The sequence below is a fragment of the Sphingomonas sp. P4_D12 genome (genome assembly GCF_056401895.1).
Genome location: NZ_JBFUIL010000001.1, coordinates 88659 through 102845, shown reverse-complemented (window position 1 = coordinate 102845; position 14187 = coordinate 88659). Strand labels below are relative to the sequence as shown.

The following is a 14187-nucleotide window of genomic DNA, read 5'->3' as shown; positions in this document are numbered from 1 at the left end:
GGGTCGGTGGGCGCTTGCGCTCGCTCGATCCCTCCTTATACCTCCTGCCCACCTTCGGGAAAGTTCGCGCGCGCCATCCGGCGCGACGTGTCTAATAGGGGAAGAGGAATGACGATTGTCTATGCGGCCATCGTCTGCGGCCTGATCGCCGTAGTCTATGGCTTCATCACCAGTCAGCAGGTGCTCCGCGCGCCCGCCGGCAACGAAAAGATGCAGGATATCGCCGCCGCCATCCAGGAAGGCGCCAAAGCCTATCTGGGTCGCCAATATACCACCATCGCGATCGTCGGCGTCATCGTCGCCGTGATCCTGTTCTTCACGCTCGGCCTTTTGTCGACCGTGGCGTTCCTGATCGGCGCAGTGCTGTCGGGCATTGCCGGGTTCATCGGCATGAACATCTCGGTCCGGGCCAATGTGCGCACCGCGGAAGCCGCACGGACCTCGCTTCAGGGCGGCCTGACCATGGCGTTCCGCTCCGGCGCGATCACCGGCATGCTGGTGGCGGGTCTCGGCCTGCTCTCGATCGCCGGGATCTTCTGGTATCTGACCGGGGTCAAGCATCTCGAGCCGGGCGATCATGAGATCGTCGCCGCGCTGACCGCGCTGGCCTTCGGGGCCTCGCTGATCTCGATCTTCGCGCGTCTTGGCGGCGGTATCTTCACCAAGGCCGCCGATGTCGGCGCCGATTTGGTCGGCAAGGTCGAGGCAGGCATTCCCGAGGACGATCCCCGCAACCCGGCGACGATTGCGGACAATGTCGGCGACAATGTCGGCGATTGCGCCGGCATGGCGGCCGATCTGTTCGAAACCTATGTCGTGACCATCGGCCTGACCATGGTGTCGATCGCGCTGCTGCTGTCGGACGCGCCCAATCTGTTCGCGCTGATGGCCTTGCCGCTGATCGTCGGCGGCGTGTGCATCATCACCTCGATCATCGGCACCTATTTCGTCCGGCTCGGCAAGGGCGAGTCGATCATGGGCGCGCTGTACAAGGGGTTCTGGACCACTGTCGTGCTTTCGGCATTCGCCATCTTCGGTGCCGAAAAATGGGTGCTCGGCGACCTCAACGCCGCGATCGGCACTGTCGGCGACAAGAGCTTCAACGGCATGTCGCTCTTCTATTGCATGCTGATCGGCCTGGCCGTGACCGGCCTGCTGGTGTGGATCACCGAATATTACACCGGCACCAACTATCGCCCGGTCAAGTCGATCGCCAAGGCGTCGACCACCGGCCACGGCACCAACGTCATCCAGGGGCTGGCGATCAGCCTCGAATCGACCGCGCTGCCGACGCTCGTCATCGTCGTCGCGGTGATCGCGACGTACCAGTTGGCCGGGATCATCGGCGTGGCTTTCGCCGCGACGTCGCTGCTCGCGCTCGCCGGCATGGTGGTCGCGCTCGACGCTTATGGTCCGGTCACCGACAATGCCGGCGGCATCGCCGAAATGGCAGGGCTGCCTGATGATGTGCGGCACCGTACCGATGCGCTCGACGCGGTCGGCAACACCACCAAGGCCGTGACCAAGGGCTATGCGATCGGTTCGGCGGCGCTCGCCGCTCTGGTGCTGTTCGGCGCCTACACGACCGATCTCGATCGCTATGCGACCCAGCTCGGCATCGGCAAGATCAACTTCGAGTTGAGCAATCCCTATGTCATCGTCGGGTTGCTGCTGGGCGCGCTGCTTCCCTATCTGTTCGGCGCGTTCGGCATGACCGCGGTCGGCCGGGCGGCGGGATCGGTGGTCGAGGACGTTCGCGCGCAGTTCGCCGCCGACAAGGGGATCATGGAAGGGACCAGCCGTCCCAATTACGGTCGCACCGTCGATATCGTGACCAAGGCGGCGATCAAGGAAATGATCATCCCGTCGCTGCTGCCGGTGCTGAGCCCGGTGGTAGTCTTCTTTGTCATCCAGGCAGTGGCCAATCGTGAGGAAGGTTTCGCCACGGTCGGCGCGATGCTGCTCGGCGTGATCGTCTCCGGCCTGTTCGTCGCCATCTCGATGACCTCGGGCGGCGGCGCCTGGGACAATGCCAAGAAGTATATCGAGGACGGCAATTACGGCGGCAAGGGCTCCGAAGCCCATAAGGCCGCTGTCACCGGCGACACCGTGGGCGATCCGTACAAGGATACGGCCGGCCCGGCGGTCAACCCGATGATCAAGATCACCAACATCGTGGCGCTGCTACTGCTCGCGGCACTGGCCGCGCACGGCGTCGGCTAAAGCGATCTGCCCCCGCCCGGCCATTGCGCCGGACGGGGCAGATTGTTCTTTTCGGACATAAAAATGGATCAGGGGCAGCTTGTCTGCCCCTTTTTCATTGCTAGACTTGGCGCCGGGGCATTGGGGGGAAAGCCATGTTCGGGCGTATCATATCGATAGCGGCGGCGGCCGCGCTGTTTCCGGCGATCACCGCGGTGTCGGCGCAAGACGCCAAGCCGGCCGCGCCGGAGGCAAAGCCGGTCCCGGCCAATGCCGGTCCGCCCCCCGCTGCCGCCTTCGCGCAATTGCCGTTCATCGAGGCGCCGGCGCTGTCGCCCGACGGTACCCGCATCGCCGCGCGAATGGCGATCCAGGGCAAGATGCGGCTGGCGATCATTCCGCTCGCCGACACCACCAAGCTCAAGCTCCTCGATCCGGGCGATTTCGAGCTGACGAGCTGGAAATGGGTCAACAATGACTGGCTGTTGCTCCGCGCCGGAGAGATGCAACCGGTTCAAGGCGACAGCTGGTATGTCAGCCGCGCGTTCGGCGTCCGGGCCGATGGCGGCAAGATCAATGTCCTGGCGACGCCAACCACCGGCCAGAATGGCGCCGATATATTGTGGATCGCACGCGACGGCAGCCCGCATGCCCTGATCGCGATGCAGAACTCGATCTATATGGACGAGGATTTCTGGCCGCATGTACGCGACTTCGACATCTCGACCGGCAAGAGCAAGATCGTCCAGGGCTCGACGACGAATGTGATGGACTGGTATGCCGATACTGCCGGAACGGTCAGGATGGGCATCGCCTATGACGACGACCGGCGGTCGTACCGTACGCTGTACCGCACGCAGGCCGGCGGCTCGCTGAAAACGATAGCTCGCACGACCGGCAAGGGCAGCACGCTCAGCACTTTGCCGGCATTGATCTTGCCGCAATCGGGCAAGGCAATCGCGATCGACGATGCCGACGGGTTCGACGCGGTCTACGATTTCGATCTCGACACGATGAAGATCGGCGCCAAGATCTTCGATTCGCCCGGCTATGACGTCGACGGGCCTTTTCTCGACCCGACAGGCACGAAGCTGATGGGATTCCAATATACCGATACGCGGACGCGCACGAAGTGGCTCGACCTCACTTTGGCCCAGGTCCAGGCGGATCTCGACAAAGCGGTTCCCAATTTGTGGCCCGATATCGTGTCGTGGAGCAACGATCTGAGCGTGTTGATCGTGCATATCGGCGCGGCCGACAGCCCGGGCGCCTATTATCTCTATCGGCCGGCCGACGGACGCATGTCGGTCTTCGCGACGATCAACGCGACGCTCGGCACCAGGACCTATGCGCCGGTCAAGACCGTCCGCTACACCGCGCGCGACGGTACCGAAATGTCCGCGGTACTGACCTTGCCCAGGGGGCGCGAGGCGAAGGATCTCCCGCTGATCCTGATGCCGCATGGCGGTCCGGCGGTTCGAGACGAGGAGGACTGGGACTGGTGGTCTGAGTTCCTGGCAAGCCGCGGCTATGCCGTGCTGAAGCCCAATTATCGCGGCTCGACCGGTTTCGGCACCAAGTTCAACAAGCTCGGCGAGGGCCAATGGGGCCTGAAGATGCAGGACGACCTGGTCGACGCGGTCGGCTGGGCGGCGAAACAGGGGATCGCCGATCCCAAGCGCGTGTGCATCGTCGGCGCGTCCTATGGCGGCTATGCCGCGTTCCGCGCGGCGCAGCGCGACAAGGGCGTCTATCGCTGCGCGGTGTCCTTTGCCGGCGTGTCCGACATGACGGCGATGCTGCGCTACGACGGATCGTTCCTCAACGGCGGCCGAAACAAGGATTATCTGCGCAAGCAGGCTCCCGACCTGAAGGGGGTGTCGCCGATCAACTTCGCCACCGATTTCTCGACGCCGATCCTGATCATGCACGGCAAGGCCGACCAGGTCGTACCGGTCAAGCAATCGCGCGAGATGGTCGAGAGACTGAAAGCGGCCGGCGCGACCTATCGCTATGTCGAGCAGCCTTTGGGCGACCACCATTTCACGCGTCAGGCCGACCGCCTGCAATTCCTGGAGGAACTCGAGACGTTCCTGGCGAAGTACAATCCGGCATGACGGGATATCTGGCGTCGGCAGTGTGGTTGCCCGCGTCTGGATGCGCGTTACTATTCAACCATTGATAGAGGCAGGGGGCAGCCTTTTATGAAGACACTTCATCGCGCGGTGCTTGGCGCGGCAGCATCGATCGTCCTGGCGGGGACAATGGCATCGGGGCAAGTGCCGCCGACAAGTAGCGATTGGGCGACCAAGACCGTTCCGCTCGAGGTCCTGGCGCAATTTCCGATGATCACCCAGCCGCGTATGAGCCCGGATGGCAAATGGATCGCAACCCGGATCAGGGCCGGCGGCGAACAGGTGCTCGCGATCGTCCCGGTGAAGCCGGGGGAAGCCAAGACAGAAGTCATCGCGCGCAACGGCGAGGCGATCAAGGACAAGGAAGGTGATCGCCAGATCGTCGATTATCGCTGGGCCGATTCCGATCATCTGGTCATTACGTTCGACACACGCGAGAATTTCTACGGACAGTGGATCGATGATGTCCGCTATGCTTCGTACAACCGCACGACGAAAAAGATACTTCCGCTCGGGTGGGACAAGTCGCTCGGCTCGACCGAAATGTTGTGGCTGTCCAACTCGGGCAAGCCGCACATGCTGCTTCAACGCATTCCGTGGGACGCCAACTCGACACGCGGTCCAGACACCGAGATGACGCGCAATCCGGAAGTCATCGACGTGGATCTCGACACCGGCAATTCGACCACCGTCATGCCGCACAACGCAGCGGTCGAGGATTGGACCGCCGATGCCGACGGCGTCGTCCGGATCGGGACCGCGAGCGACGCGGATTCGGGCAAGGTGCAGGTCTATTACCGCACTGTATCGAGCCAGCAGCTGAAGAAAATCTTCGACGGCACGCCCGATCGCTATGGCGAACTCGGTATCCCCTCGCTGTTCCTGGCGGGCGGCACCAAAGCCTATGCCTATGGCAAGGAAGACGGATATCGCTCGCTGTACGAATTCGACCTCAGCACGATGAAGCTGGGCAAGAAGGTCTTCGGCGTGCCGGGATACGATATCGGGGGTGCTGCGCTCACTCCCGACCGCTCCGCTTTGCTCGGCGTGACCTATACGACCGGCCGCGAGCATTGGACCTATTTCGATCCGCGGTTGAAGGAAATCCAAAGCCTGCTCGAGGAAAGCTTCGGCAAGGACAATGTGCTGATCGCCACCGCCGATGCCAAGCGCGAGACGATCCTGTTCCGCGTCGCCAAGATGGGTCAGGCGGAGACCTGGTACATTTTCGACACGGTGTCGGGCGGCATCGGACGCTTCGCTTACGGCAACGACACGCTGAAGGACGCGATGCTCAATCCGGTGTCGGTCGTCACCTATCCGGCGTCGGACGGAAAGAAGATCGAGGCGATCCTGACCATGCCGCGCCATCGCGCCGGCCAGAAGAATCTGCCATTGATCGTGTTGCCGCATGGCGGTCCCTGGGCTCGTGATCGCGCGGATTGGGACCCCTATGGCTGGGCGCAGTCGCTCGCCGAGTTGGGCTATGTCGTCATCCAGCCCAATTACCGCGGCTCGACCGGCTATGGCAGCAACTGGGAAAAGGCGTCCGAAAAGGCCTGGGGATATCGGATGCAGGATGATCTGAACGACGCCATTCCCTGGCTCGCCGGCCAGGGAATCGCCGATCCCAAGCGCGTTTGCATGTTCGGCTGGTCCTATGGCGGCTACGCCGCGTCTCGCGCGGCCGAACGCGACGGCGATAAATATCGCTGCGCGATCAGCGGCGCCGGCGTCCACGACCTCATCGCGATGCAGCGCTACGACAAATCCTATCTCGGCCGATACGGCGCCAAGATGGGCATGGGGTCGGCCAGCAGCGACCTGGAAGACGCATCGCCGGGTCTCCACCCGGAAAAATATTCCATCCCGATCCTGATCGTCCAGGGCGCCAAAGACATCCGAGTCCCGCCCGCCCAGGCGCGGGACCTGGTCGGACGGCTGAAAAAGGCGGGCAAAGTGGAGGGCAAGGACTTCTTCTACCTCGAGCAACCGCTCAATACGCACAATCTGTTGCGCGAATCCGACCGCGTCCAGTTGATGCAGGAGGTCAGGAAGTTCCTCGACCGTTTCAACCCGGCGACCTGATCGCGCCGGTTGACGCATCGCCGGGGTTGATCGAAGGAGGGGCGCCGCCGGCCGCGGTGGCGCCCTTTCCCTTTGCCCCGTGAGGACCCCATGGCCGCCTTGTACGACCGCGAAGCCCTTCGCACGCTGCTCGCCACGCGCACGCTCAAGCGTGGCGATTTCCTGCTCGTCTCGGGCAAGCGCAGCCGCATCTATTTCAATATGAAGGCGACGATGATGACGCCCGAGGGTGCCGCGCAATGCGCGCGCGGGCTGTTGTCGGTGCTCGATGGGCTCGATGCCGATTATGTCGCCGGGCTGGAGATGGGCGCGGTGCCGCTGCTCGGCGGGATCGCGGCCTTGAGCTGGGACGTCGGCCGGCCGATCGGCGCGGTGTTCGTGCGCAAGGCGGCGAAGGCGCATGGCACCTCACTGATGGTCGAGGGGCTCGACGATAGCGGCGGCGAGACGCTGCAGGGCAAGCACGTCGTGCTGATCGACGATGTCGCGACCAGCGGCGGATCGATCCTCAAGGCCGCCGAGCAGATCGAAGCGGCGGGCGGGATCATGAAGGACGCCATCGTCATCCTCGATCGCGAACAGGGGGCGGACGCCAATCTCGCCGAGCGCGGTATCACGCTGCACGCGCTGTTCACCGCGACCGATCTGGGGGTGACCGAGGCGGACAAGCAGCCGATCGAGTGAAAGCCGTCGCCCCGGCGGAGGCCGGGGCCTCAGGCCGTACCGCGACTCTCCTGCGATCCCGGCCTTCGCCGGGATGACGGTTATTTCCAGTTGATTGCCGGCCGCGCTTGCTCCTCGAGCCAGGCCATCGCCGCGAACCACGGGCTGCCGCCATAACTGACGCGCGCGACGCCGGCATCGGCGAGCGGCTTGGTTGGCGCGCCAGGACCGGGAATGACGTTGATCAGCGCGCCGGTACGCTTGACGATCTCGGCGATCGCCGTCGTATCGCGCAGACCGGGGACGAAAATGCCGCTCGCACCTGCCGCCATATAGGCCGCGGCGCGATCGACGGTTTCGTCGAGCATCGATGCGTCGTGCTGATCGGCCGGCGCGCGCAGATAGAGGTCGATACGGGCATTGATGAAGAACGCCTCACCCGCGCCCTTGCGCGCCGCCGCGACGCGGTCGGCCTGGGTCGCGATCGGATAGACGCCCTCACCGCCGATCACCGAATCCTCGAAATTGCAGCCGACCGCACCGGTCGCGGCGAGGCCGGCCAGATTGACGGTGATCCCGGCCGCGTCCCGGGCATAGCCGCTCTCGAAATCGATCGAGACGGGGACGTCGACCACATTCATGATCCGCTTCGCATTGTCGAAGACGAGATCGAGCGGCACTTCCTCGCCATCGCCGAAGCCGAGCGACCCAGCCGCGCCGTAGCTGCCGGTCGCGATCGCCTTAGCCCCCGCCTTGGCGATCGCCACCGCGCTACCCGGATCCCAGCAATTGTAGATGATCAGCGGGTCGCCAGGGACGTGGAGCGCGGTGAAGGTTTCAAAGGCGGACATGACGATTCTCCTGGAAGGCTCGACTTTTGTTGCCAATTTGTTCCGCACTGGTCAAGCGATGGGAATCCGGCGGAGCGAGCGGGGAGAGCCGACGTGACCCTCCCCGCTCGGCTCTAGTGGACGAAGCGCGCCACCACGTCGCGATAGCTGCGGCTGACTTTCACCTGGCCGCCCGAATCGAGCACCAGGAAACATTCGCCATTGGTATGCGGCTTGACCTGTCGGACAAGGTCGAGATTGACGATCGTCGAGCGATGCACGCGCTGGAAGCGGCGCGGGTCGAGCCGCTTTTCCAGATCCTTCATCGTCTGGCGCAGGATCAGCGTGTTGTCGCCGGTCTTGATGCACATGTAGTCGCCCGCCGCTTCGACCACCTCGATCGTGTCGACGTCGACGCGGAAGATCTTTCCACGATCCTTGATGTTGATCAGCTTTTCGAAGCGATTGGACGACACCTCGCCGCCATCGGCGATCTCCTCAGCTGCTTCCGGCGCAACCTCGGCGAGCGCTTCCTTGTATTTGCCGACTTCCTCGGCAGTGCGCTTCTCGCTCAGGCGCTGGCGGACGCGGTCGAGCGTGTCGGCAAGGCGCGATTCCTCGACCGGCTTGACCAGATAATCGGTCGCCTGTGCCTCGAAGGCGCGAATGGCGTGGTCGGAATAAGCGGTGACGAAGACGAACAGCGGCGGTTCGACTTCCATCAGGCCCTGGATCACCGAAAAGCCGTCGAATCCCGGCATCTGGATATCGAGAAACACCAGATCGGGCTTGTTTGTCTTGATACTGCGGATCGCCTCGCGTCCGTTGGCGCAACGATCGATGATTTCGACATCGTCATGCGCTTGAAGGCGGAGTTCGAGCCCCTGGATCGCGAGCGCTTCGTCGTCCACCAGGATGGTTCTTATGGTCATGCGGCCTCTCTATTCGGATCTTCCAACTGGTACGGAATCTCGATCTCCACAGCAAAGCCGCCCCCTGGTGTAGACCGAGCATCGAAACGGTGGTCAGGTCCGTACGCCTGAGCCAACCGATCTCTTATATTGGCGAGCCCCACGCCAGTTGAAAGGCTCGGCCCTAACTTGCTCTCGATCAAGCCAGGGCCAGTGTCCGAGACGGTAATCCGGACCCGTTCGCCGACGAGACGTGCCGAAACTGCGATTTCCGCCCCCTCCTCGCTCGGCGTGACCGCATATTTGATCGCGTTTTCGACCAATGGCTGGAGCAACAGCGAGGGCAAACGCGCGCGTTCGGCGCGAGGATCGATCTCGAATACCGGGCGCAGGCGCTTTTCGAACCGCATCTTCTCGATCTCGAGATAGAGTTTGAGCGTATGTACCTCCTGCGCGACCGTCACGTTCGCGGTAGGCTCGTAAATCAAGGTGAAGCGCAGGAAGTCGGCCAGCCGCGACAGCATCGCATTGGCGCGCTCGGTCTCCTTGAGCAGCACCAGGGTCGAGATCGAATTGAGCGTGTTGAACAGGAAATGCGGGTTGAGCTGATAGCGCAGCATCGCCAGCTGCGCCGACGACGCCTGATTGCCGAGCACCAGCAGCTGATCCGCCTGCTGTTCGACGATCAGGTAGAAATTGATCCCGAAATAGAGCGCCGACCATCCCGCCAACACGGTGAAATTGAGGAACAGCTGGCCGAACACCAGGCCGAGGTTGAGGCCCGGATTGTCCTTCATGATGCTGTAGGAGAAACCGTTGAGCACCGCCGCCAGGAACGTCGCGCCGGCCAGCGTCACCACCGTCAGCAGGATCGCGCTGATCCGCGGCAGGCGGCGATAATAACCGTACAGGGTCGAAAGCAGCAACGTGATGCAATAGCCGACGATCGATTCGATGATCCCGGGGACCAACGCCGACATCGGTGCGCCATTGGACACCGACGACACCGAGCGAAGCAGCAGATAGCCGCCCCAGCCGACACCCTGCAGGATCCAGAAGGCACGACTCTTGTCCTCGAAGAACGGACGCGAAAAGATCGCGGGAGTCCAGAAGCGGCGCTTCTGGCCCGTCAATGAGGTGTCGGCCGGCGCCGGCACGGGAGAGGAAATCGTGGCCATCGGGCTGGTCCCTTTATACCGGCCGGACCGGCCACGCAAAGCATCGCCTGTGCGCGGCTGTCCATGGACAGGAATATCAATGGCATCAGCACGGTCTTTTGCTTAGGAGCAGCCCCGCAATGAATCCCGCCACTCGCCCCGACATGCTTGGCCGCCGCTTCGGCTGGCTGCTGTTGCTGGTGGCCGCGTTGCTGGTGCGCAGCGTCGCTCCCGAAGGTTGGATGCCGGTGGTCAATGCCGCCGGCGGGATCGAGATCACCGTCTGCAACGGCACCGGCCCCGACGACGCGATGATATTGTCGCCCGACGGCAAGCTGCACCACAAGGCGCCAGGCAAAAGCCAGCCCGGGGACCATGTTTGCGCCTTTTCGGGGCTCGGCATTGCCGACGCGCCGCCGACGCTCGTTACGCTAGCCGCGCCGATCTTCGCTCCCGGCGCCGCGCCGACGCTCGATCCGATCGACGCCTTCCCCGGCCGCGGCCTCGCCGCGCCTCCGCCTCCCGCCACCGGACCGCCTTCCCTCGCCTGAACCGACGCTGCCTCCGGCAGCTTGAGCGATTCAGTAAGGGGAATGATTGTGACTATAGCCAAGCGCACCCTGTGGTGCGCCTCGCTCGCCGCGACGGCGAGCGTCATCGCGCTGCCCGTGCATGCCGCCGATGACCCAGCGCCGGGCGACGACCGCCGCGACGACATATTGATCACCGCGCAACGCCAGCAACAGACGATCGAGAACGCACCCTCGACACGCGCGTCGGTCGACGCCGACACGATCGCGCGGACGGTCAACGCGATGAACGTCGAAGACACGCTCAAATATCTGCCCAGCCTGATCGTGCGCAAACGCCATATCGGCGACACCCAGGCGCCGCTGGCGACGCGCACCGCCGGCCTGGGCGCCAGCGCACGCAGCCTGATCTATGCCGATGGCGCGTTGCTGTCGGCATTGATCGGCAACAACAACACCTCGGCCAGCCCGCGGTGGAGCGCGGTCAGCCCGCAGGAGGTGGCGCGGATCGACGTGCTCTATGGGCCGTTCTCGGCCGCCTATCCGGGCAATTCTATCGGCGCGGTGGTCAATATCACGACGCGCCTACCCGACGAACTCGAGGCGACCGCGACCGCGGGGGTCAGCGTCCAGACCTATGACCTCTATGGGCGGCGCGATACCTATCCGGCCTATCAGGCGGGGCTGACGATCGGTGATCGCTTCGGCCCGCTGGCGCTGTTCGCGAGCTACGATCACGTCACGAGTCGTTCGCAGCCGATCGGCTATGTCACCGGCGCCGCGGGCCCGGGCGTGGTCGGGGCGATCCCTGATCGCAACCGGACGGGACAGCCGATCACTATCCTGGGGTCGAGCGGGATCGAGCGTCAGGGGCAGGATCGCGTCAAGCTCAAGGCCGCGCTCGACCTGAGCAGCGATATTCGCCTGACCTATGTCGGCGGGCTGTTCCTCAACCGCACCAATGCCAGCGCCGAGAGCTATCTGACGGCGACCGCGACCGGCCTCCCCGCCTATCCCTCGGCATCGTTCGCCAGCGGCACCTACCTATCGCGCCAGCGCCACTGGTCGCACGCCGTGTCGCTCGGGGGATCGGCCGGCGCCGTCGATTGGCAAGTGATCGGAACGCGCTACCGCTTCGCCGATGACGAGCAGCGGGTGCCGACGGGCTCCCTACCCGCCGCTTTGTCGGGCGGTGCCGGCAACGTCACCCGGCTCGACGGCACCGGATGGGACACGCTCGATGCCAAGGCGGCCTGGAGTCGCGGCGGCAATGTGCTGAGCGCCGGTGCGCATTGGGACCGGTTCGTACTGGCTAGCAATCGCTATGCGACGACCGACTGGATCAAGGGCACCGACGGCGCGCTGAACCAGCAGTCGCTGGGGAAGACGCGCACCGCTGCCTTGTGGGCGCAGGACGCGCTCGACCTTCTGCCCAGGCTGACGCTGACGCTCGGCGGCCGCTACGAATGGTGGCGCGCCTATGACGGGGTCAATTTCTCGGCCTCGCCGATTGTATCCAATATCCAGCCCGAGCGTTCCGCCGCCCGCTTCTCGCCCAAAGCGTCACTGGCCTGGAAACCCGCCGACAAGTGGAAGGTGCAGCTGTCCTATGGCGATGCCTGGCGCTTCCCCACGGTCGGCGAACTCTATCAACTCGTCACCAGCGGCGTGCTCGGCGCAATCCCCAATCCCGACCTCAAGCCGGAACATGCTCGTTCGGCCGAGCTCGCCATCGAACGCGTGGATGCGAAGGGATCGATTCGCTTGTCCCTGTTCAACGAGGTCGTGACCGATGCACTCATATCGCAGACCGGCACCCTCACGGCGGTCAGCGGCGGGACGCTCACCGCGAGCTTCGTCCAGAATGTCGACCGCACGCGAGCGCGTGGCGTGGAACTGGCCGTCGTCCGCAACGACCTGATCCCGCGCATCGATCTGTCGGGGAGCGTGACTTATGCCGACGCCACGACGCGCGCCGATCCCGGTCTTCCGGCGGCGGTCGGCAAGCTGATCCCGACCGTACCGCGCTGGAAGGCAAATGCGGTCGCGACCTGGCGGCCGGTCGATGGCGTCTCGCTGTCGGCGGCGGCGCGCTATTCGAGCCGGATGTACGGCCAGCTCGACAATAAAGACGTGGTCGGCAACACCTATCAGGGCTTCTACAAATTCTTCGTCGTCGACCTGCGCGCGCAATTTGTCGTCGCGAAGAAGTATGCGCTCGGGCTCGGCGTGGATAATGTCAACAATGACAAATACTTCCTGTTCCACCCCTTTCCGCAGCGGACGTTCCACGCCGACCTGACGATCAAGCTATGAGCGTCCGGCCGCCCGGCTCGCGCTGGTACAATGCGGTCTGGCGCTGGCATTTCTATGCGGGGATGTTCTGCGTCCCGTTCGTTTTGTGGCTGGCGATCACCGGCAGCATCTACGCCTGGCGGCCGCAGATCGAGGCGTGGCTCGACCGGCCTTACGACTCGCTCGTCCCCATCGCTACGCGCGCGACGCCCGAGGCGATCGCCGCGGCTGCGGTGGCGGCAGTGCCAGGATCGCGGCTGCACAAATATGAGCTGCCGCAATCGGATAGGGCAGCGGTGCGAGTCCTGGTCGGCACCGATAGCGGGGATCGGCGTGTCTATGTCGATCCTTACAGACTGATACCGCTCAAGGTCGTGGCCGAAGACAATCGACCGATGCAAATCGTGTCGCGCCTACACGGCGAGTTGCTCGCGGGCGCCTGGGGCAGTTATATCGTCGAGATCGCGGCCTGTTGGACCCTGGTGATGATCCTGACCGGCCTGTATCTCTGGTGGCCGCGGGGACGAGAGAGATATGCGGGCGTGCTCTATCCCCGTCTGTCGGGCGGGCGCCGATTGTTCTGGCGCGACTTGCACGCCGTGACCGGCATCTGGGTATCGCTGCTCGCGCTGTTCGTGATCGCCACCGGTCTGCCTTGGGCAAAGGCATGGGGAAGCTATTTCAAGGAGATACGGACGGTGACCGGCACGCTCGACGGGCCGGTCGACTGGACGATTGGCGGCCGCAAACCCGCCGACGACCCGATGCTCGGCGATCATGCCGGACATATCGGCATGGCGATGGCGCACCAAGGCGTCCAGCCGGGAGAGCTGAATCGCGCGGTCGCCATGGCGACAGCACTCCACTTCGCGCCGCCGGTGCTCGTCTCGCCGCCGGGCAAGCGACCGCACGGCTGGACAGTCTCCTCCGATGCCGCCGACCGGCCATTGCGCGCACAAGCAGTGGTCGACGGCGCGGCGGGCGCCGTGCTCGCCCGCAAGGACTTCGCCGAACGCCACTGGATCGACCGTGCTGTTGGCTACGGCATCGCGACGCATGAGGGCCAGTTGTTCGGCATTGCCAACCAAATGCTGATCACACTTGGCGCGCTGATGCTGATGACGCTGAGCGTATCGGGAGTAATCTCATGGTGGCAGCGGCGTCCTTCGGGGCGACTTGGCGCACCTTTGCCGCTCTCGCGCCCGCGCTTCCACGCCGTGTTGATCGCAGTGATTGTCGCGCTTGGGCTGGCGATGCCGCTGTTCGGCGCGTCGCTGCTGGTGGTGCTCGCGGTTGAGCGCGGACTGAAACGCTGGTCGAGCGTCGCCCGCTGGTTGGGATTGCGAACCGCCCGGGGCTGACGCTTCAGCCATCGC

10 protein-coding genes are annotated in these 14187 nt (G+C 64.2%); 7 read left to right on the top strand and 3 right to left on the bottom strand.

The window, feature by feature from the left end; translation table 11 throughout:
* Window positions 1-108 precede the first annotated feature (108 nt).
* The 4 genes from AC1DSD_RS00480 (at window position 109) to pyrE (ending at window position 7109) form a co-directional block, all read left to right on the top strand.
* On the top strand, window positions 109-2223 hold the full coding sequence (locus tag AC1DSD_RS00480) for a sodium-translocating pyrophosphatase (RefSeq protein ID WP_478027656.1): 2115 nt from the start codon (window positions 109-111) through the stop codon (window positions 2221-2223).
* 134 nt (window positions 2224-2357) lie between these two features.
* Window positions 2358-4319, top strand: a complete 1962-nt coding sequence (locus AC1DSD_RS00475; RefSeq protein WP_478027655.1) for an alpha/beta hydrolase family protein — start codon at window positions 2358-2360, stop codon at window positions 4317-4319.
* A gap of 87 nt (window positions 4320-4406) precedes the next feature.
* A complete protein-coding gene (locus AC1DSD_RS00470) occupies window positions 4407-6425 on the top strand; it encodes an alpha/beta hydrolase family protein (protein ID WP_478027654.1) in 2019 nt (672 codons plus the stop codon).
* Window positions 6426-6515: 90 nt separating this feature from the next.
* Entirely contained in the window at window positions 6516-7109 is a 594-nt protein-coding gene (pyrE, locus tag AC1DSD_RS00465) for an orotate phosphoribosyltransferase (RefSeq protein WP_478027653.1), read from the top strand.
* Window positions 7110-7189: 80 nt separating this feature from the next.
* On the opposite strand, the gene AC1DSD_RS00460 is transcribed toward pyrE, so the two are convergent.
* The 3 genes from AC1DSD_RS00460 to AC1DSD_RS00450 form a co-directional block, all read right to left on the bottom strand.
* The gene (locus AC1DSD_RS00460; protein WP_478027652.1) at window positions 7190-7939 is read right to left on the bottom strand and encodes an isocitrate lyase/PEP mutase family protein; all 750 of its coding nucleotides are present in this window, start codon (window positions 7937-7939) and stop codon (window positions 7190-7192) included.
* A gap of 113 nt (window positions 7940-8052) precedes the next feature.
* A complete protein-coding gene (locus tag AC1DSD_RS00455; RefSeq protein ID WP_066826631.1) occupies window positions 8053-8850 on the bottom strand; it encodes a LytR/AlgR family response regulator transcription factor in 798 nt (265 codons plus the stop codon).
* Window positions 8847-10007: a sensor histidine kinase gene (locus AC1DSD_RS00450; protein WP_478027651.1), complete on the bottom strand. Its 1161-nt coding sequence runs from the start codon at window positions 10005-10007 to the stop codon at window positions 8847-8849. Before AC1DSD_RS00450 ends, AC1DSD_RS00455 begins: the two co-directional genes overlap by 4 nt.
* Window positions 10008-10126: 119 nt before the next feature.
* Between AC1DSD_RS00450 and AC1DSD_RS00445 the strand changes: the two genes are divergently transcribed.
* The 3 genes from AC1DSD_RS00445 to AC1DSD_RS00435 are packed head-to-tail and all read left to right on the top strand — an operon-like array spanning window position 10127 to window position 14172.
* Window positions 10127-10537, top strand: a complete 411-nt coding sequence (locus AC1DSD_RS00445) for a hypothetical protein (protein WP_478027650.1) — start codon at window positions 10127-10129, stop codon at window positions 10535-10537.
* Window positions 10538-10585: 48 nt separating this feature from the next.
* Window positions 10586-12832, top strand: a complete 2247-nt coding sequence (locus tag AC1DSD_RS00440; protein ID WP_478027649.1) for a TonB-dependent receptor — start codon at window positions 10586-10588, stop codon at window positions 12830-12832.
* Window positions 12829-14172, top strand: a complete 1344-nt coding sequence (locus tag AC1DSD_RS00435; RefSeq protein WP_478027648.1) for a PepSY-associated TM helix domain-containing protein — start codon at window positions 12829-12831, stop codon at window positions 14170-14172. The genes AC1DSD_RS00440 and AC1DSD_RS00435 overlap by 4 nt, the downstream gene beginning before the upstream one ends.
* Window positions 14173-14187 lie beyond the last annotated feature (15 nt).

Excerpts from the sequence above, each read along its gene's own strand:
- pyrE (WP_478027653.1), top strand. The coding sequence starts at position 6,516 with ATGGCCGCCTTGTACGACCGCGAAGCCCTTCGCACGCTGCTCGCCACG.
- AC1DSD_RS00460 (WP_478027652.1), bottom strand. The coding sequence starts at position 7,939 with ATGTCCGCCTTTGAAACCTTCACCGCGCTCCACGTCCCTGGCGACCCG.
- AC1DSD_RS00445 (WP_478027650.1), top strand. The coding sequence starts at position 10,127 with ATGAATCCCGCCACTCGCCCCGACATGCTTGGCCGCCGCTTCGGCTGG.
- AC1DSD_RS00455 (WP_066826631.1), bottom strand. The coding sequence starts at position 8,850 with ATGACCATAAGAACCATCCTGGTGGACGACGAAGCGCTCGCGATCCAG.
- AC1DSD_RS00435 (WP_478027648.1), top strand. The coding sequence starts at position 12,829 with ATGAGCGTCCGGCCGCCCGGCTCGCGCTGGTACAATGCGGTCTGGCGC.
- AC1DSD_RS00450 (WP_478027651.1), bottom strand. The coding sequence starts at position 10,007 with ATGGCCACGATTTCCTCTCCCGTGCCGGCGCCGGCCGACACCTCATTG.
- AC1DSD_RS00480 (WP_478027656.1), top strand. The coding sequence starts at position 109 with ATGACGATTGTCTATGCGGCCATCGTCTGCGGCCTGATCGCCGTAGTC.
- AC1DSD_RS00470 (WP_478027654.1), top strand. The coding sequence starts at position 4,407 with ATGAAGACACTTCATCGCGCGGTGCTTGGCGCGGCAGCATCGATCGTC.
- AC1DSD_RS00475 (WP_478027655.1), top strand. The coding sequence starts at position 2,358 with ATGTTCGGGCGTATCATATCGATAGCGGCGGCGGCCGCGCTGTTTCCG.